Origin of the sequence: Methylosinus sp. sav-2 (assembly GCF_004366495.1) — a bacterium.
In the GTDB taxonomy this organism is placed as follows: domain Bacteria; phylum Pseudomonadota; class Alphaproteobacteria; order Rhizobiales; family Beijerinckiaceae; genus Methylosinus.
In genome coordinates this window covers 148,429-166,807 of record NZ_SOEJ01000004.1, presented here as the reverse complement: position 1 = coordinate 166,807, position 18,379 = coordinate 148,429, and the positions used below count along the sequence as shown (strand labels likewise).

13 protein-coding genes are annotated in these 18,379 nt (G+C 66.9%); 7 read left to right on the top strand and 6 right to left on the bottom strand.

Annotated features, from left to right (window positions below):
• Positions 1–8: 8 nt before the first annotated feature.
• Entirely contained in the window at positions 9–1,604 is a 1,596-nt protein-coding gene (locus tag EDE12_RS10600; protein WP_026598992.1) for a CHAD domain-containing protein, read from the bottom strand.
• Between the two features lie 207 nt (positions 1,605–1,811).
• On the opposite strand from EDE12_RS10600, the gene EDE12_RS10595 reads away from it, so the two are divergent.
• Positions 1,812–2,660 (top strand): nickel/cobalt efflux transporter, encoded by an 849-nt coding sequence (locus EDE12_RS10595; protein ID WP_026598991.1) that lies wholly within the window; start codon positions 1,812–1,814, stop codon positions 2,658–2,660.
• A gap of 8 nt (positions 2,661–2,668) precedes the next feature.
• On the opposite strand, the gene EDE12_RS10590 is transcribed toward EDE12_RS10595, so the two are convergent.
• From EDE12_RS10590 to EDE12_RS10580, 3 genes are read right to left on the bottom strand one after another with little or no spacing between them, the layout of a single operon-like run.
• Positions 2,669–3,535, bottom strand: coding sequence for an NAD(P)-dependent oxidoreductase (locus tag EDE12_RS10590; RefSeq protein WP_026598990.1), 867 nt, complete (start codon positions 3,533–3,535; stop codon positions 2,669–2,671).
• A gap of 10 nt (positions 3,536–3,545) precedes the next feature.
• Entirely contained in the window at positions 3,546–6,374 is a 2,829-nt protein-coding gene (locus EDE12_RS10585) for a heavy metal translocating P-type ATPase (protein ID WP_026598989.1), read from the bottom strand.
• 24 nt (positions 6,375–6,398) lie between these two features.
• The gene (locus EDE12_RS10580; RefSeq protein ID WP_026598988.1) at positions 6,399–6,884 is read right to left on the bottom strand and encodes an isoprenylcysteine carboxylmethyltransferase family protein; all 486 of its coding nucleotides are present in this window, start codon (positions 6,882–6,884) and stop codon (positions 6,399–6,401) included.
• 195 nt (positions 6,885–7,079) lie between these two features.
• Between EDE12_RS10580 and EDE12_RS10575 the strand changes: the two genes are divergently transcribed.
• Genes EDE12_RS10575 through EDE12_RS10565 form a run of 3 tightly spaced genes read left to right on the top strand, consistent with a single transcriptional unit; the run spans position 7,080 to position 10,118 of the window.
• On the top strand, positions 7,080–8,210 hold the full coding sequence (locus EDE12_RS10575; protein ID WP_026598987.1) for an 8-amino-7-oxononanoate synthase: 1,131 nt from the start codon (positions 7,080–7,082) through the stop codon (positions 8,208–8,210).
• Positions 8,207–8,839, top strand: a complete 633-nt coding sequence (gene bioD / locus EDE12_RS10570; protein ID WP_026598986.1) for a dethiobiotin synthase — start codon at positions 8,207–8,209, stop codon at positions 8,837–8,839. Before EDE12_RS10575 ends, bioD begins: the two co-directional genes overlap by 4 nt.
• A 25-nt stretch (positions 8,840–8,864) precedes the next feature.
• Positions 8,865–10,118: an adenosylmethionine--8-amino-7-oxononanoate transaminase gene (locus tag EDE12_RS10565; protein ID WP_026598985.1), complete on the top strand. Its 1,254-nt coding sequence runs from the start codon at positions 8,865–8,867 to the stop codon at positions 10,116–10,118.
• A gap of 174 nt (positions 10,119–10,292) precedes the next feature.
• Here the strand turns inward: EDE12_RS10565 and EDE12_RS10560 are convergent, their stop codons facing one another.
• A complete protein-coding gene (locus EDE12_RS10560; protein ID WP_026598984.1) occupies positions 10,293–13,802 on the bottom strand; it encodes an indolepyruvate ferredoxin oxidoreductase family protein in 3,510 nt (1,169 codons plus the stop codon).
• Positions 13,803–14,275: 473 nt separating this feature from the next.
• Here EDE12_RS10560 and EDE12_RS10555 point away from each other — a divergent pair, with 473 nt between their 5' ends.
• The 3 genes from EDE12_RS10555 (at position 14,276) to EDE12_RS10545 (ending at position 17,851) form a co-directional block, all read left to right on the top strand.
• A complete protein-coding gene (locus EDE12_RS10555) occupies positions 14,276–14,920 on the top strand; it encodes a DUF1007 family protein (protein ID WP_026598983.1) in 645 nt (214 codons plus the stop codon).
• The gene (locus EDE12_RS10550; protein WP_026598982.1) at positions 14,917–15,939 is read left to right on the top strand and encodes a nickel/cobalt transporter; all 1,023 of its coding nucleotides are present in this window, start codon (positions 14,917–14,919) and stop codon (positions 15,937–15,939) included. The genes EDE12_RS10555 and EDE12_RS10550 overlap by 4 nt, the downstream gene beginning before the upstream one ends.
• Positions 15,940–16,141: 202 nt before the next feature.
• Complete coding sequence (locus tag EDE12_RS10545; protein ID WP_026598981.1) at positions 16,142–17,851, top strand: AMP-binding protein; 1,710 nt, start codon at positions 16,142–16,144, stop codon at positions 17,849–17,851.
• Between the two features lie 119 nt (positions 17,852–17,970).
• On the opposite strand, the gene EDE12_RS10540 is transcribed toward EDE12_RS10545, so the two are convergent.
• Positions 17,971–18,369, bottom strand: a complete 399-nt coding sequence (locus EDE12_RS10540; RefSeq protein WP_024880491.1) for a DUF2147 domain-containing protein — start codon at positions 18,367–18,369, stop codon at positions 17,971–17,973.
• Between the last annotated feature and the right edge of the window lie 10 nt (positions 18,370–18,379).

The window sequence follows — 18,379 nt, the reverse complement described above, 5'->3', positions numbered from 1 at the left end:
CGCGCGCGTCAGCGCCAGAAGGTCTCGAGCTTCTTCAAAGATTTCTCGGTCTTCTTCCAGTCCGCAGCGGCGCCCCCGCGCGCATGCGCGCACCAGCCCACGGCGAAGGCGCTGGCCGGCGCGAGAGTGGCGTCGGATTCGCCGAGATCGCGCAGCAGCTCGGCCGCGACCGTGAGATCATTGAAGGCGCCGAGCTCGTCCTGCAGCGCGGCCGTGCGCCGCAGATAGCGGCGCGCTTTTGCTTGCGAATCGAAGAGGGACTGGAAAAACTCGGCGGCGTAGCGCGCCTTCTTGAAGGCGATGCGCGCATGGTGCCGTTGCTCGGGCGTCAGCGCGGCGAGGTCTCGGCTCTTCTTCAGCGCGCGGCGATGCAGCCGATCGAGCGAGCGCGTGGCGAATTGCTTCGCCGAGCCGGGCGCGCTCGTATCGAGCGCTGCGCGACCGTCGTCGCCGGGTTGCGGGCGCCAATTTCTGGCGGCGAGCGCGGCGCGCAGATCGACGACGAATTGCGTCGTCCGCGGCGCGGCGACGAGCGCTGCGACCGCGGCATGCGCCTCTATGCGTCGCCGCTCGACCGCATCGAGCAGCGCATAGAAGCTCGGCTCGCCATTGGCCTGGGCGAGCGGACCGGAGACCAGCATATCGACGAGCACATCGAGATTGCGCGCCGCGCCGAGCGTCGCCGATATTTCCTTCGCGCGCGCGGCGGCGGTTTCCAGCGCCTCGCTCACGACTCCGCGGCGCAGCATGCCGACGCCGGCGCGCAAGCGTCGCTGCGAGACGCGCATCTGGTGAATGGCTTCTTCCGGCGCCTGAAATTGCAGCGCCGGCCAATTGGCGACGAATTGATCGAGACAGGCGGAGAGCGCCGCGACGATCGCTTCGTCCAGCGAAGCGTCCTCGGCGAGCGTCGGTCGCCGCGCTTTCACCGGCGCGACGCCGGCGCCGGTCGCGCGCGCCAGCGCGAGCTCGGCCTCGCTCATCGGCAGAAAGCGCGCGTTCATGCGCGGCGCGAGCTCGGCGGCGACGTTCCAGAATTCTTCCTCGGCGCCCTCGATGAGCTGCAGCTCGATCTCGTGGAAATTGGCGCGGCGTCCGCCGCACTCGACGAAGCCGTCGTCGAAGTAGACGGCGATGCGCGTATGCGCGCGCTCGACGAGGCGCTCGCGTCGCTCCGTCTCGGCGACGCTGCGCGCCTCCAGCGGCCGATCGGCGATCGAGCGGCGCAGCGGCTCGGAGAAGCCGAGCATCTTGCCGACCTCGAGCGTCGGCACGCGCAGCTCGATAGAGCCGCGCACGCCCGGCGCCGTAGGCCGCGACCAGCTCAGCTCGACGAAAGCGGCGCCGTGCATCTCATAGCCGCGCAGCTGAATATTCTGCTTGCGCAGATCATTGACGGCAGTGTCGAAAATAATCGAGCGAATGCGTCGCGTCGGCCGCGAGACGGCGCCGATGGTGAGGCTCTCGCTGCGCGCTGCGGCGGTCATGCCGGCGCGATCGGTTCCGAAACGGATGCGCGGGCCTTCGCCGCCGCTGCGCCGGCTCCGCAAGGCGCGCCGCGCCGCCTCCTGGGCGGCTGCGCTCGACGCGAGTTGGCGATCCATATGAAACCGTGCGGCTTTCGGGCTCGATGCGAGGAGTTTCGACTCTCTCCGTGAGCCGGTCAAGGGGAGGGACGGGGATTAGATGTGGCGCGGCAGGCGTTTTCGCTATTCATGCTTACCGCGGCAAAAGCGCCGCCGGCCCCGGTGGGGGACTTAACCAGTGGACCGAAAATCAGTATATGCCACGGGGTGGAGAATAGAGGGCGCATGGCGAATCTCGCGGATCTGTTTCGGGACGGCGCAGCCAATGCTTGGCTGTTCGCGCCGACGGCGGTGGCGCTCGGCGCGCTTCACGGCCTCGAGCCCGGCCATTCCAAGACGATGATGGCGGCCTTCATCGTCGCGGTGCGCGGCACGGTCGGTCAGGCGATACTGCTCGGCCTCTCGGCGACGCTCTCGCATACGGCGATCGTGTGGATCGTGGCGCTCACGGGGCTCTATCTCGGCGCGCATTGGAACGCAGAGGCCAATGAGCCCTATCTGCAGATCGCCTCCGGCGCGTTGATCCTCTGCGTCGCCGCTTGGATGACGTGGCGTATCTGGCGCGACCGTCCGCGCGCGCATCGTCACGATCATGCGCATGACCATCATCATCCGCATGGGCATGATCACGACCATGCGCATCACACACATGACCATGCCGCCGCGGAGAGCGCTTCGCTGCTTCTCGACGAGGAGACGATGGATGCGCATGAGCGCGCCCATGCCGAGGACATTAAGCGACGCTTCGCCTCCCGCCATGTGACGACGGGACAGATCATCGTGTTCGGCCTCACCGGCGGGCTCATCCCATGCCCGGCCTCGATCACCGTGCTCCTTCTCTGCCTTCAGCTCGGGCAGATGGCGCTGGGCGCGGCTTTGGTGCTGTGCTTCAGCATCGGCCTCGCGCTCACAATGGTCGCAGTCGGCGTCGTCGCGGCGCTCGGCGTGCGTCATGCTTCGGACCGCTGGTCCGGCTTCGAGCAGATCGCCGGCAAGGCGCCCTATTTCTCGAGCGCGCTGATCTCCATCGTGGGGCTGTACACGCTCTATTCGGGCTTTGCAGCGCTGAGCTGAGCGCGCGCTCAGCCGCCGAAGGGGAATTTCTGCACGCCGGCGGTGATCGGCGCGTCGAGGAAGAAATCCAATATCGCCGGCTGACTCGGATCGACCGCATAGGGCGAGAAATCCGTCACGCCTTCCTCGGCGAGCACATTCACATCGATGAAGAAATTGCCGCTGCAGGCGCTCGCCGCGCGCGTCAATATCGCATGGGCGGCGTCGGCCACGATCTGCGGCTTGCGCGCGCGGCGCAGCACGGCGTCGCCGCCGAGCAGATTGCCCACTGCGGCCGTGGCGATCGCCGTCTCCGGCCATAGCGAGTTCACCGCGACCTTGCCGGAAAGCTCGCGCGCGAGGCCGAGAGTGACGAGGCTCATGCCATATTTCGCCATTGTGTAAGCGAGATTGGGCGCGAACCAGCGCGGGCTCATATCGAGCGGCGGCGACAGGGTGAGAATGTGCGGATTGGCGGATTTTTTAAGATAGGGCAGCGCGAGCTTGGCGCAGAGGAAGGTCCCGCGCGCATTGATCTGATGCATCAGATCGAAGCGCTTCATCTCGATCGCTTCGACGCCGCGCAGATCGATCGCGCTCGCATTATTGACGAGAATATCGACGCCGCCGAAGATCGCCGCCGTCTTGTCGAAGGCCTCCTCCACCTGCGCGTCGAAGCGAATGTCGCAGGGCAGGGCGAGCGCCCGCCCCCCCGCTTTTTCGATCGCGGCGGCGGCGGTGTAGATGGTCCCCGGCAGCTTGGGATGCTCCGTGACGCTTTTGGCGACGATCGCCACATTGGCGCCGTCGCGCGCCGCGCGCTCCGCTATGGCGAGGCCTATGCCGCGGCTCGCGCCGGTGACGAGCAGAGTCTTGCCTGCGAGCGATCCCGCCATGGGCGCGCGCTCAGGCCGCGACCCGCGCCGGATAGCCGGCGTCGGTGATGATCTTGGCGAGGCCTTCCGGATCTTTGGGCGAGGGCGACACTTCCACCTTGCCGGTGGCGAGGTCGATCTTCACCTGCGCCTGCGGCTCGGCCTTCTGCACCGCCTCGGTCACATGCTTCACGCATTTGCCGCAAGACATTTCCTGAACGTCGAATGTCGTCGTCATATCGTTTTCCTCCTCATTGACTTGCAGCGGCGAGCCTGAAGGCTCGCGGTCCGACGCCGCTATGGACCGCGCGCCTTCAGGCTCGCTCTCTTCCACGCTCGGCGTTTCAAAGCTCGTCGCGCTCGCCCCCACCGGCGGCTGGAAGCGCCGCAGCCGCAGCGCATTCGTCAGCACGAAGACGCTGGAAAACGCCATGGCGCCGGCGCCGAGCATGGGCGAGAGCAGCGTTCCATTGACGGGATAGAGCGCGCCCGCCGCGACGGGAATCAGAATCACATTATAGGCGAAGGCCCAAAAGAGATTCTGCGCGATATTGCGCATGGTCGCGCGCGAGAGCGCGAGCGCGGCCGGCACTTTCGACACATGGCCGGACATCAGCACGACATCGGCGGCCTCGATCGCAATGTCGGTTCCCGTGCCGATGGCGATTCCGACATCGGCGGCGGCGAGCGCCGGCGCGTCATTGACGCCATCGCCGACGAAGGCGATTCTCCGCCCTTCGCGCAGGCGCTGCAACGCCGCCACCTTGCCGTCCGGCAGCACGCCGGCGATCACCTCGTCTATGCCCAGCTTCGCCGCAATGGCGCGCGCCGTGCGCTCGTCGTCGCCGGTGATCATCGCCGTGGCGACGCCTTGCGCATGCAGAGCGGCGACGGCGGCGACGCTCGTCTCCTCGAGCGCGTCGGCGACGCAGAGAATGGCCGCGAGCTTTCCATCGATCGCGACATAGAGCGGCGTCTTGCCTTCCGCCGAGAGCCGCGCCGCAGTTGTGTCGAATGCTTGAATATCGAGGCCGAGCGCCCTCATGAAACGGGCGGCGCCGACGGCGATCTTGCGCCCTTCCGCGGTCGCCTCGACGCCCATTCCGGGCATCGCCGAAAAGTCTCGCGCCTCGACGACGGAAAGCCCGCGCGCCTTTGCGGCGGCGACCAGAGCGCCGGCGATCGGATGTTCCGAGCGCGCCTCGACGCTGGCGGCGAGCCGCAGCGCGTCATCGGCCGAGACGCCTTGCGCCGTCTCGAGATCGGTGAGCTCGGGCTTGCCGCGCGTCAGCGTGCCGGTCTTGTCGAAGGCGATCAGCGTCACATCGCGCAGGCTCTGCAACGCCTCGCCCTTGCGAAACAAAATGCCGAGCTCGGCCGCGCGTCCCGTGCCGGTCATTATGGCGGCCGGCGTCGCCAGGCCCATGGCGCAGGGGCAGGCGATGATGAGCACGGCGACCGCCGCCACCAGAGCATAAGAGACGTCGCGTTGCGGGCCGAAGGCGAGCCAGACGATGAAGGTGATGAAGGCGATGGCGAGCACGGCGGGCACGAAGACGCCGGTCACGCGATCGACCAGCGCCTGAATCGGCAGCTTGGCGCCTTGCGCTTGCTCCACCATGCGAATGACGCCGGCGAGCACAGTATCCGCGCCGACGCGCGTCGCGCGGAAGGTGAAGGCGCCGGTCGTGTTCACCGTGGCGCCGGTCACTTCCGAGCCTTTGCGCTTGCCGACGGGCGCCGGCTCGCCGGTAATCATCGATTCATCGACATGAGAGGCGCCGTCGACGACGATTCCATCCGTCGCTATGCGCTCGCCCGGCCGCACGGCGACGAGATCGCCGACGACGACGTCGTCGATCGGCAGCTCGATCTGCTCGGCGGCGCGCAGCACGCGCGCGGTCTTGGGCTGCAGCGCGGCGAGCGCGCGGATCGCCTCCGACGTGCGGCCCTTGGCGCGCGCCTCCAGCGTGCGGCCAAAGAGGATCAGCGTGATGATGACGACGGCGGATTCGTAATAAACATCGGCGGCGCCATGCGGCAGCAGGCTCGGCGCAAAAGTGGCGACGACGGAATAGAGATAGGCGCTCATCGTGCCGATGGCGACGAGCGAGTTCATGTCCGGATGGCCGCGCCAGAGCGAGGGAAAGCCCTTCTCATAGAAGGGCCGGCCCGGCCCGACGAGCACCAGCGTCGCGAGAATGAAGGAGAGATAGCGAATGGTCTGATGGCCGATGGCGGCCATGAGCCAATCGCCCAGTCCTGGAATCGTATGCGCGCCCATCTCGAGGAAGACGACTGGCGCGCTGAGCGCCGCCGCGACGATGAGGCGCTTGCGCAGCGACGCGGCCTCCTGCTCGCGCGCGGACCTCTCGCGATCGGCGGCTTTCGCGCCTGTCTCGAGCTCGCGCGGCTCATATCCGGCTTCCGCCACGGCGCGGCGCAGCGCCTTGGCCAGCGCCTGGGCCATGTCGCCGCCGCCGAGCGCGCGCACCCGCGCCCGCTCCGTCGCGAGATTGACCTCGGCCGCGATCACCCCCGGCACGGCGCGCAGCGCTTTTTCGACATGGGTGACGCAGGAGGCGCAGGTCATGCCGCCGACGCCGAATTCGATCGTCTCGATCGCTGGCTCATAGCCGGCCTCGTCCACCGCGCGGGCAAGCTGCGCGAGGTCTGCGTCCGGCGTGAGCGTGACATCGGCGCGCTCTGTCGCGAGATTGACCGAGGCCGAGACCACGCCCGGCGCGCCGCGCAGCGCCTTCTCGACGTGAGAAACGCAGGAGGCGCAGGTCATTCCGCGCACGCCGAAGGAGATATGCGCGTCGGCGGGCGAGTCTGCGCGAGTCGAGGCGTCGGCCATCAGATCAGCTCCTCTCGCCTCAGTCTACAACCAGCGGCGCGTTCTCGCGGCATAGGCGTCGAACTCGGCGCCGAACCGCTGCGACAAATGGCGCTCTTCCCGCTCTATCGCCAGCCGCTGCAGCAGAAAGGCCGCCACGGGCGTGAGCAGGAGCATCCATGTCGAGCCGAGGGCGAGGCCGAGGCCTGCGATCAGCGCCACATGCGACACATAGATGGGGTTGCGCGACCATTGGTAAGGCCCTGCGGTGACGAGGCTGGAGACGGCGCGATCGGGCCGGATCGTGGTGCCTTGCCGGCGCATCAGCGACGCGCACCAGAGATCATTGGCGAGCGCGAGCGCGACAATGAGGCCGCCGGCGATGCGCGCGCCGAGCGGCCAGGCGCCCCCGGAGAGCGGCAGAAGCAGATCGAGCAGCGCCCCGCCGGCGATCGCCGCGAGGAGCAGCAAAGGCGGCCATGCGATCCGCGACGGGGGATCGGCCTCGGCTCGGCTGTCGTCGATGGACATGGGAATCCTCTTTCTGCTCAGATCGCGTTGGCGGGAAGGTTTTTCAAGTTTCGATCGGATGAAAAGCGGGGCGCCGGGCTTTCTTGCCGTCCCGTCGCCGCCCGGCTATTTAACCGCCTCCCCGGCGCGACGAAAGTCGCATGGCCATCCGGGCGAGCCGGGAAGGATCGAGTGACGACAGATCGCGCGGGCGCAATGCTCGACTTCTACGCCGCGGACCTCGCGAGCCTCTCGGCGCAGGATCGCTTGCGCGCGCTCGCGCCGCGCCGTGGGCTCGACTTCAGCTCCAATGATTTTCTCGCGCTCGCCGAGTCGCAGGAGCTGCGCGCCGCCGCCGCCGCGGCGCTGGCGCGCGGGGTTCCCGTCGGCGCCGGCGGCTCGCGGCTGCTGCGCGGCGACCGTGAGGAGCATCAGGCGCTGGAGCGCGAGGCGGCCGCCTTCTTCCATGCGGAGAGCGCGCTGTTTTTCGGCGCCGGCTTCACGGCGAATGAGGCGCTGCTCTCGACCTTGCCGCAAAAGGGCGATCTCATCGTCCATGACGCGCTCGTGCACGCCAGCGCGCATGAGGGCATGCGGCTCTCGCGCGCGAAGAGCGTCGCCGCCGCGCATAATGACGCCGACGCTTTCGCGGATCAGATCGCGGCATGGCGCCGTGGCGGCGGAACGGGCCGACCCTGGATCGTCGTCGAGAGCCTCTACAGCATGGACGGCGATTTCGCGCCGCTCGACGCGCTCGCTAAGATCGCCGCGCGTCACGACGGCTTCCTCCTCATCGACGAGGCGCATGCGACCGGCGTCCACGGCCCCGGCGGGCGCGGCCTCGCCGCCGCGCTCGAGGGTCGCGACAACGTCGTCACGCTGCACACTTGCGGCAAGGCGCTCGGCGTCTCCGGCGCCCTCGTGCTGCTGCCCGCGACGCTGCGCGAATTCCTCATCAATCGCTGCAGGCAATTCATCTTCGCGACGGCGCCGTCGCCGCTCGTCGCCGCGTGCGTTCGCGCCGCGCTGCCGATCGTGGAGCAGGCGGAAGGCCGCCGCGTCGCATTGCGCTCGCGCATCGCGCTCGCCGCGCGCAAATTGGAGGGGGCGGGGTTCGCGCCGCCGCAATCGCAGATCGCGCCCGTCATCGTCGGCTCCAATGCGCGCGCGTTGGCGCTGGCCGCGGCGATGCAGGCGCTGGGCTATGACATTCGCGCGATCCGCCCGCCGACCGTCGCGGAAGGAACCGCGCGTCTGCGCATCTCGCTCACTCTGCATGTGAGCGAGGCGCAGATCGCCACTATGGTCGACGATCTGGCGCATGCGCTCGCGGATTTGCCGGCATGACGCGCCTCGTCGTCGCGGGAACCGACACCAATGTCGGCAAGACGGTGTTTGCCGCCGCGCTCGCCGGCGCGCTCGGAGCCTATTATTGGAAGCCCGTGCAATCGGGCCTCGAGGGCGAGACGGATACAATGGCTGTCGCGCGGCTCTCGGGGCTTTCCGAAGAGAGGCTTCTGCCCGAGGCCTATCGCCTCCGCACGGCGGCCTCGCCGCATCTTTCCGCGCGCCTCGACGGGGTGGAGATCGATCCGGCGCGTCTCTCGCCGCCGGATCGCGCGCCGCTCGTCGTCGAGACGGCCGGCGGGCTGATGACGCCGCTGACGGAAGCGTGTCTGACGATCGATCTGCTGGCGCGCTGGCGGATTCCGGTGGTCCTCTGCGCGCGCACCACGCTCGGTACGATCAATCACAGCCTGCTGTCGCTCGAGGCGCTGCAACGTCGCGAGATTCCCATTCTCGGCGTCGCTTTCATCGGCGACGAGAATGTCGAGACGCAGGGCGTCATCACGCAAATCTCCGGCGCGCGCGCGCTCGGCCGTTTGCCTTTCGTCGCGCCGCTCACGGCCGCCAATTTGGCGGCGGCTTTCGCGGCGCATTTTCGCTGCGCCGATTTCACGGGGACGAATCCATGACGATGCGCTCACGCGGATGGCCGAGATGACATCGCCCGTCTGGCGGCCATTCACGCAGCATGCGCTGCAGAAGGAGGCGATCCTCGTCGCGCGCGGGGAGGGGGCCTGGCTCGAATGCGCGGACGGCCGCCGCATTCTCGACGCCATCTCCTCCTGGTGGGTCATCACCCATGGCCATCGCCATCCGAGGATCGTGCGGGCGATCAAAAATCAGGTGGACCAGCTCGATCAGGTGATCTTCGCGGGCTTCACCCATGAGCCGGCGGAGACGCTCGCGCGCCGCCTCGTCGCGCTGACGGCGCCGGGGCTCGATTATGTGTTCTATTCCGACAGCGGCTCCACATCGGTGGAGGTCGCGATCAAAATGGCGCTCGGCTATTTCCGCAATCGCGGCGTCGCGCGCAATCGCGTCATCGCTCTCGAGCATGGCTATCACGGCGATACGATCGGCGCCATGTCCACCGGCGCGCGCTCCGTCTTCAACTCGGCCTATGAGCCGCTGCTGTTCGATGTGACGCGCATTCCGTTTCCGAGCGCAGGATGCGAGCAGCAGACGCTCGACGCGCTGGAGGCGGCCTGCCGCGGCGCCGACGCCGCCGTTTTCGTCGTCGAGCCGCTCGTGCTCGGCGCCGGCGGCATGCTCATCTATGGCGCCGATACGCTGCGCGAGATGCGGCGCATCTGCGCCGCGCATGGCGTGCTCTTCGTCGCCGATGAGGTGATGACCGGCTTCGGCCGCACCGGAACGCTCTTCGCTTGCGAGCAGGCGGGAATCGTTCCCGATATCGCCTGCTACGCCAAGGGCATCACCGGCGGCTCATTGCCGCTCGCCGTGACCATGTGCTCGGCGGAGATTTTCGAGGCGCATTATTCCACCGATCGCTCGCGCACTTTCTTTCATTCGAGCTCCTTCACCGCCAATCCCATCGCTTGCGCGGCGGCGCTGGCCAATCTCGACATATGGGAGAGCGAGGATGTGCGCGGCCGCATCGCGCGTCTTGCGGCGATGCAGGAGGAGCGGCTGCTGCGCTTCGCGAATGACGCGCGCTTTACCAATGTGCGGCGCATCGGCACGATAGCGGCGCTCGATCTGCGCGCCCGCGACGCCGGCTATCTCGCGACCATCGGGCCGGCGCTCTATGAATTCTTCATCTCGCGCGGCTTGCTGCTGCGACCGCTCGGCAACACGATCTATATTCTGCCGCCCTATTGCATAGAGGCGAGCGAGCTCGACGCGCTCTATGCGGCGATCGACGAGGCGGGAGATCGCTTCTGCTGAAAGCGCCGAAGGCGCTCGGGAGGGGGTGAAACCCCGAGTCTTTGCCATTGAACCCCACCCGGTCCGGCCATAGGGCGTTCTGCGAAGAACGCCCGTCGCAAGCGCCGGGCTATCGCCGGCCGACCCTCCCCCTGAAGGGGAGGGTGGAGCGGGTTCATTGCGGCCTCTTCACCCTCACTCCGCCGCCATCTTCAGATCGGGCTTGATCGCGTAATATTCGCCATAGAGCCGCGCGATTTCGGCGCGCGCCTCCAGCACGCTGCGGGCGCGTATATGGCCAAAGCCACGAATCTTCTCCGGTATGCGGGCCAGCGCCACAGCGGTGGCGTGATTGGCCGGCGACAGGCGCGGCAGAATATCGTCCAGCAGCAATTGATAATCGGCGAGCATCTTGCGCTCGGCGATGCGGTCGCTGTCGGGACGGAAGGGATCGAGGATGGTGCCGCGCAGGCCCTTGAAGCGCGCCAGCCATTTCAGCACATGGAACATCCACGGGCCGAAGGTGATCTTGCGCGAGCCGCCAATGTCGTTCTTGCGCTGGAAGGCGACGAGATTGGGCGCGAGATGCAGCTCCATGCGCAGATCGCCCTCGAAGATCTCGGCGAGCTGGCGCTGGAAAGAGCCATCCGTGTAGAGCCGCGCCACCTCGAATTCGTCCTTGGCGGACATCAGCTTGAACAGCCCGCGCGCCACCGCCTCGGTCAGCTCCTTCGTTCCCGGAACGCGCTCCTTCTCGAGGCGCGCGACGGCGTCGACGCGTGCGCGATAGCGGGCGGCGTAAGCGGCGTTCTGATAATCGGTGAGGAAGGCGACGCGGCGATCGATCGCCTCTTCCAATGAATGTGACACATCCCGCGCGGGATTGCGCTCGCGCAATGAGGAGACGACGGTCGTCACGCTCGGAAGATCATGCGCGGCGCGGCGGCCCCAGGCGAAAGCGGAATGATTCATCGCCACCGCCTCGCCATTCAGCTCGATCGCGCGCAAGAGCGCGGCCTCGGAGAGCGGCAGCAATCCCTTCTGCCAGGCGTAGCCGAGCATGAACATATTGGCGGCGATGGAATCGCCGAGCAGCGCCAGCGCCAGCTCCGTCACATTCAGGAAATCGACGCGCTCGCCGGCGGCCTCGCGTATGGCGCGCTCGATGAGCTGCGCCGGCAGCACGAAATCGGGATCGCGCTCGATATCGCCGGGAAACACTTCGGCGCTGTTGACGACGACATGGCTGCGCGCAGGATCGATCGCCGCGAGAATCTGCTTGCCGCCGGCGACGACGAGATCGCAGCCGAGCACGAGATCGGCCTCGCCCGCGGCGATGCGGATCGCGTGAACCTCGTCGGGCGTGCGGCCGATCTTCACATGGCAATAGACGGCGCCGCCCTTTTGCGCGAGGCCGGCCATATCGATGACGCCGACGCCCTTGCCCTCGAGATGCGCGGCCATGCCGAGAATGGCGCTCACCGTCACCACACCCGTCCCGCCTATGCCGGCGACGAGCACGCCATAAGGCGCCGCGCCGATCTGCGGAACGGCGGGCTCCGGCGGCGGCGGACATTGCGTCTCGCTGGTCGGCGCGGCTTTCTTCATGCGCGCGCCATGCACGGTGACGAAGCTCGGGCAGAACCCCTCGAGGCAGGAGAGATCCTTGTTGCAGCTCGATTGGTCGATGCGGCGCTTGCGGCCGAATTCCGTCTCCAGCGGCTGCACCGACACGCAATTGGAGGCGCGGCCGCAATCGCCGCAGCCTTCGCAGACCAGCTCGTTGATGACGACGCGCACATCCGGGTCGGGATATTCGCCGCGCTTGCGGCCGCGGCGCTTCTCCGTGGCGCAGGTCTGATCGTAAATCAGAACGGTGACGCCATCCGTTGCGGCCAGCTCGCTCTGCACGCTGTTGATGACGTTACGGTGATAGATGTCGAGACCGGGCGGCCACTGGATATCGGAGGCGTATTTGTGCGGCTCGTCGGAGACGAGCGCGATTCTGGCGACGCCTTCGGCCGCCACCTGATGCGCTATGGCCTCGACGGTGAGATCGCCCTCATGCGCCTGTCCGCCGGTCATGGCGACGACGCCATTGAAGAGAATCTTGAACGTTATGTTCGTCTTCGTCGCGACGGCGAAGCGAATGGCGAGCGAGCCGGAATGATTGTAGGTGCCGTCGCCGAGGTTTTGGAACACATGCTTGCGCGTCGAGAAGGGCGCCTCGCCGATCCAATTGGCGCCTTCGCCGCCCATATGCGTGTAGCCCTCGGTCGAACGGTCCATCCATTGCGCCATATAATGGCAGCCGATGCCCGTATAGGCGCGCATGCCCTCCGGCACATGGGTGGATGTCGAATGCGGGCAGCCGGAGCAGAAATGCGGCACGCGCACGCCGACGTCGGTCAGCGATTTGCGCCGCTCCTGCATTTGCTCGAGCCGGCGCACGCGCCCTTCGAGATCGTCGGAGCGGACATAATTCAGCAGGCGCCGGCCGATGGCGATGGCGATGTCATTGGCGTCGAGCGAGCCCTTCACCGGGAAGAGCCATTCGCCGACCTCGTCCTTCTTGCCGATGCAGATGGGCTGATGCGAGGAGCCATAGAGCTGCTCGCGCAGCTGCACCTCGATCAGCGAGCGCTTCTCCTCGACGACGATGACGAGATCGAGCCCGCGCACGAACTCGCGCAGGCCTTGCGGCTCCAGCGGCCAGGGGCAGGCGATCTTATAGAGGCGCAGGCCGTAGTCGTTGGCCTTCACCTCGTCTATGCCGAGATCGTCCATCGCCTGGCGCACGTCGAGATAGGATTTGCCGACAGTGATGACGCCGATCTTGGCGGCGGGGCCGCCGGAGGTGATGATGCGATTGAGGCGATTGGCGCGGATGAAGGCGAGCATGGCGTCGCGCTTGCTCTCCTGCATGCGCGCTTCCTGCGTCAGCACCGGATCGCGCGGACGTATGTTGAGGCCGCCCGGCGGCAGCAGAAAATCGAGCGGCGCGATCGGGCGCACGCGATCGAGCGAGCCGTCGATGGAGGCGGTGGACTCCACCGTGTCCTTGATGAGCTTCAAGCCGACCCAGACGCCGGCGTAGCGCGACAGCGCGAAGCCCATGAGGCCGTAATCGAGAATCTCCTGCACGCCGGCCGGCGAGAGGATCGGCATCATCATATCGACGAAAACGAATTCGGATTGATGCGCCGTGGTGGAGGATTCCGCCGTGTGGTCGTCGCCCATCAGCGCCAGCACGCCGCCATTGCGCGAGGAGCCGGCGAGATTGACATGGCGCAGCGCGTCGCCAGAGCGATCGACTCCCGGCCCCTTGCCGTACCAGACGGAGAAGACGCCGTCATATTTGCCTTCGCCGCGCATCTCCGCCTGCTGCGCGCCCCATATGGCGGTGGCGGCGAGATCCTCGTTGAGGCCCGGCATGAAGAGAATGTCGTTGCGCTCGAAGAGCGTCTTCGCCTTGTGCAGCTGCGCGTCCATGCCGCCGAGCGGCGAGCCGCGATAGCCGGAGACGAAGCCTGCGGTCGCGAGGCCGGCGCGACGATCCATCTCCTTCTGCATCAGCAGAAGACGCACGATCGCCTGCGTGCCGTTGATGAGCACATGCGTCTTGGCAAGATCGAAACGATCGGCGAGGGACACGTCGCCGAAGGCGGGGCCGGTTGTCGTGGCGCCGGCGACTACATCCGCCATTCGTATTCTCTCCTCGCTCGGCGCGACGCCCTCGCGGGGAGCCCCGCTCGCGCAGGGCCGCGCGACGTCATCGTCTCGGAGAGCGGCGTGAGGCCGGCTCCCCATATGAAGCGTTGCCGCTCGAAAGCTCTCGCGCGAGGCGCTTTCGAAAGAGTCATATTGCGGATTTGCGCGTCGGCGGAAAGACTCCCGTCCTCCTCATCCGTGAAAATCCGTATCCCATCCGCGAGGGACGGCCGCCGCCGCCCCCGGCGCGACCCGCCCGGCTTGTCCTTGCGGCGCCGGGCATGGCATTATACGTCACGACGCGCGACGCCAGCAAGCGAGCCTTCGCGGGCGCCAAAAAAGCTGTCGAAACAGAGCGCCCGGCCCTGTTTCCGCCGCCTTCCGCGACTAGAGGGTCCGCGCGTGGAGCCGGAGCGATTCGCGGGACCGGAGACGAGCGCCGCGGCCCCATCGAGGCGAGAGCCCCTATGCCGAGAAGATTCACATTCGCTTCGCTGACCCTCGCCATGGCGCTCGCCGCCGTCCCGGCCGCTGCGCATCCGCATGTCTGGGTCGCCACGCGCAGCGAGATCGTGTTCACGCCGGACGGTAAGATCAAGGGCGTGCGCCACGCCTGGACCTTCGACGAAATGTATTCCGCCTTTGCGCTGCAGGGGCTCGGCAAGGACGGCAAGCCGCCGAGCCGCGAGGAGCTCGCGCCGCTCGCCAAGACCAACGCCGAATCGCTCGCCGAATTCGATTATTTCACCTTCGCGAAATATCAGAACGCCAAGGCCGCCTTCGGCCCGCCGGAGGATGTGTGGCTCGAGGCCGACGACAAGCGCATCGTCACCATGCATTTCACGCTGCCGCTGGAAAAGCCGCTGTCTGCGCAAAAGCCTTTCTCCTTCCAGACCTATGATCCGACCTACTTTGTCGCCTTCGATCTCGAGAAGCAAAATCCGGTGACTCTCGCCGGCGCTCCGGCGGGCTGCTCGACCAGCGTCGTGGAGCCGAAGCCGCTGCTCGCCGTCGACACGCAAAAGCTGAGCGAAGCCTTTTTCGCCAATATGTCGCCCGGCGCCGATTTCGGCATGAAGCTCGCCGCGCGCATCGTGGTGGCCTGCCCGTGAGGGTTTCTCCGCGGGATCGCGCGCTGCTTCTTCTAGCGCTGGCCGCGCTCGCGCTGTCGCAGGACGCCGCGCTGGCGCAGGCGGCGCGTCATCCTTTCGCCGTCGGCCCTTCGGAAGCTCCGGTCGGCGCGGCGAGCGGCCTCGCCGGGCTGCTGCTCGCCTGGCAGAGCAAATTCCATATGGAGCTGCAGAACGCTGCGCGCGCGCTGAAGACCGACAACGGCGCCTTCTTCACTCTGGCGGCCGCGAGCTTTGCCTATGGCGTTTTTCACGCCGCCGGGCCGGGTCATGGCAAGGCCGTGCTCGCCTCCTATATGATCGCCAATGAAACGGCGCTGAAGCGCGGTCTGACGCTCGCCGCTCTGGCGGCGTTGCTGCAGGGCGTGGTGGCCATAGCGCTCGTCGGCGTGGCGGCCATTGTCTTCGGCGTCACCGCGCAGCGCATGACCGAGGCGGCGACATGGATCGAGACGGCGAGCTACGCCGCCATCGCCGCCGTGGGCGCGCGCCTCGCCTATGTCAAAGGGCGCGCGCTGCTCGCCGCGCTGCGGGAGCCGGCGCCTGTCCTCGCCGTCGCGCGCCGCGGCGCCTTCGCCTGCGAGGCGATCGACGACGATCCCGCCCATGTTCATGGGCCGGACTGCGGCCATATGCATGCGATCGACGCCGCCCGCCTCGGCGCCGGCTTTCGCTGGGGCGACGCGCTAGGGACGGTCGTCGCGGCGGGGCTTCGTCCCTGCTCGGGCGCCATACTCGTGCTCGTCTTCACCCTGTCACAAGGCGTCTTCATAGCGGGCGCCGGGGCGACGTTGCTGATGTCCGCCGGCACGGCGATCACCACCGGCGCCTTGGCGGCCACGGCCGTCTTCGCCAAGGATTTCGCCGCGCGTCTCGCCGCGCGCAGATCGTCGCGCGCGGAGACGCTGCTGCGCGCGGGCGAGCTGCTCGCCGCTCTCCTCGTGCTCGCCTTCGGTCTCACGCTGCTGCTCGGCATGCGCGCGGGAGCCGTCGGCGCCTGAGGCTTCCAATTTCGAAAGTCGCGGCGATGCTGCGCTGCGACGACGATCGTCGCGCGCCCGGGGCTGCGCTCGCGCCCGCGGCGCGCTATATTTTCGTGAGCGGATTGGCGCTATCCCGAGTTGTCGCTATCACGAGCAAACGCTAATCCAATGAGCGGACCGCTGGGCCGCGGTCGATCGCGCCCATGCCCGGAGGCCACGAATGACTGCCGCCACTCTCGCGTCGGACCCTTACGCCACCCGCCCCTGGGTCGCATCCTATCCGCCTTTCGTGCCCGCCGAGATCGACCCGGCGAGCTATTCGACCCTCGTGGACATGTTCCGCCAGAGCGTCGTCGAATTTTCCGGCCGCACCGCTCTCGAGAGCTTCGGCGCCAAGCTCACCTATGCCGAATTCGGCAACGCCGCGCGCTCGATCGCGGCTTGGCTGCAATCGCAGGGAATCGCCAAGGGCGATCGCATCGCGATCATGGCGCCCAATGTGATGGCCTATCCGCCCTTGATCTTCGGCGTGCTTTTCACGGGCGCGATCGTCGTCAACGTCAATCCGCTCTACACGCCCAAGGAGCTCGCGCATCAGATCGACGATTCCGGCGCGCGCATGATCTTCGTGCTGGAGAATTTCGCTCATACGGTCGAGGCCGCATGGCCGTCGATGAACCTCGAGAAAGCCGTCGTCATCGCTCCGGGCGATCTTCTCGGCCTGCGCGGCCCAATCGTGAATTTCGTCTCGCGCTATGTGAAATGCGCGGTGCGGCGCTATCGCCTGCCGCAGAGCCTGCCCTTTTCGCGCGTGCTGCGCGCGGGCGCCCGGGCGCCGCTGCGCGACGCCGACGTCGGCCCGGATGATCTCGCCTTTCTGCAATATACGGGCGGCACGACCGGCGTCGCCAAGGGCGCGATGCTGCGGCATCGCAACATAGCGGCCAATGTCACGCAATCGGCCGCCTGGCTCTGCCCCTATCTGCCGACGCCGCTCGATCAGGTGATGGTGACGGCGCTGCCGCTCTATCACATCTTCGGCCTCACCGCCTGCTGCCTGCTGATCGTGAAGATCGGCGGCTCCTGCCTGCTCATCGCCAATCCGCGCGATATCCCCGGCTTCGTGAAGACGCTGCGCAAATCGCGCTTCACCATGATCTCCGGCGTCAACACGCTCTATGCGGCTCTCGCCAATCATCGCGATTTTCCGCGCGTCGATTTCTCCAATCTCATCTTCTGCATTTCCGGCGGCATGGCGACGCAAGACGTCGTCGCGCGCAAATGGAAGGAGATCACCGGCCATCCCATCATCGAAGGCTATGGCCTTTCGGAGACATCGCCGGTCATCACCTGCAACCGGCCCGATCTCGTCGAATTTTCCGGCGCCATCGGCTATCCCTATCCCTCGACGCAAGTGTCGATCCGCCTGCCTTCCGGCGAGCCCGCGCCTTTCGGCGAGCGCGGCGAGCTCTGCGTCAAAGGTCCGCAAGTGATGGCCGGCTATTGGAACAGGCCGGAAGAGACGGTCGCGGCGACGACGGAGGACGGCTTCTTGCGCACGGGCGACGTCGCTGTGATGATGCCCGACGGACTATTGAAGATCGTCGATCGTCTCAAGGAGATGATCCTGGTCTCCGGCTTCAACGTCTATCCCAATGAAGTCGAGAATGTGCTGACGCGCCATCCCAAGGTCAGCGAGGCGGCGGTGATCGGCATTCCCGATCCGCATTCGGGCGAGGCGCCGCTCGCCTTCATCGTGCCGCGCGATCCCAGCGTCACCGGCAAGGAGCTACATGATTTCTGCCGCGAGACGCTGACGCATTACAAGGCGCCGCGCCATTTCGAGTTCCGCGACAGCCTGCCCAAGACCAATGTCGGCAAGGTTTTGCGGCGCGTTCTGAAGGAGGAGTATCTCGCGCGCGGCAAATAGAGCGGCGCCGAGCGCTTTTCCGGTTCAGATCGAACCGGAAAAGCGCTCGATTCCTTTATTTATGTCATGTTTTCTTCACGCGAACCGGTTCCCACGTCACTCGAAAACAATCCAGCCGCTCACCGCACCCGCGTCCACTCCTCGCCGCCGCAGATATTGGTGCCATTGACGCAGCCCTCGAGGAGCAGCACCTTCTCGCTGCGCAGCGCGAGGCTCGCGGCGTAGCTCTGGCCGTCCTTGGCGTTGTAGATTGTGCCGGTCCATTGATTGTCGCCGGTCAGCTTCAGATTCAGGATCGGCAGGCCGAGCAGCGAGCGCTTGCGCTGGCGGGGGTCGGGATTGTTCTCGTCGACGCCCTTCTCGGAGAGCCAGGCGATCTTGCCGCAGATCGCTTGCCCGCAGCGGCTGATCTGAATATGCGCGGTGCCGTCGGCGACGCGCCACTCGCCGATCGGATCGGCGAGCGCCGCGGTCGCGACGACAGAAAAAATCGACGCGCACATCCAGGACCGCTTCATCTCGAGCCTC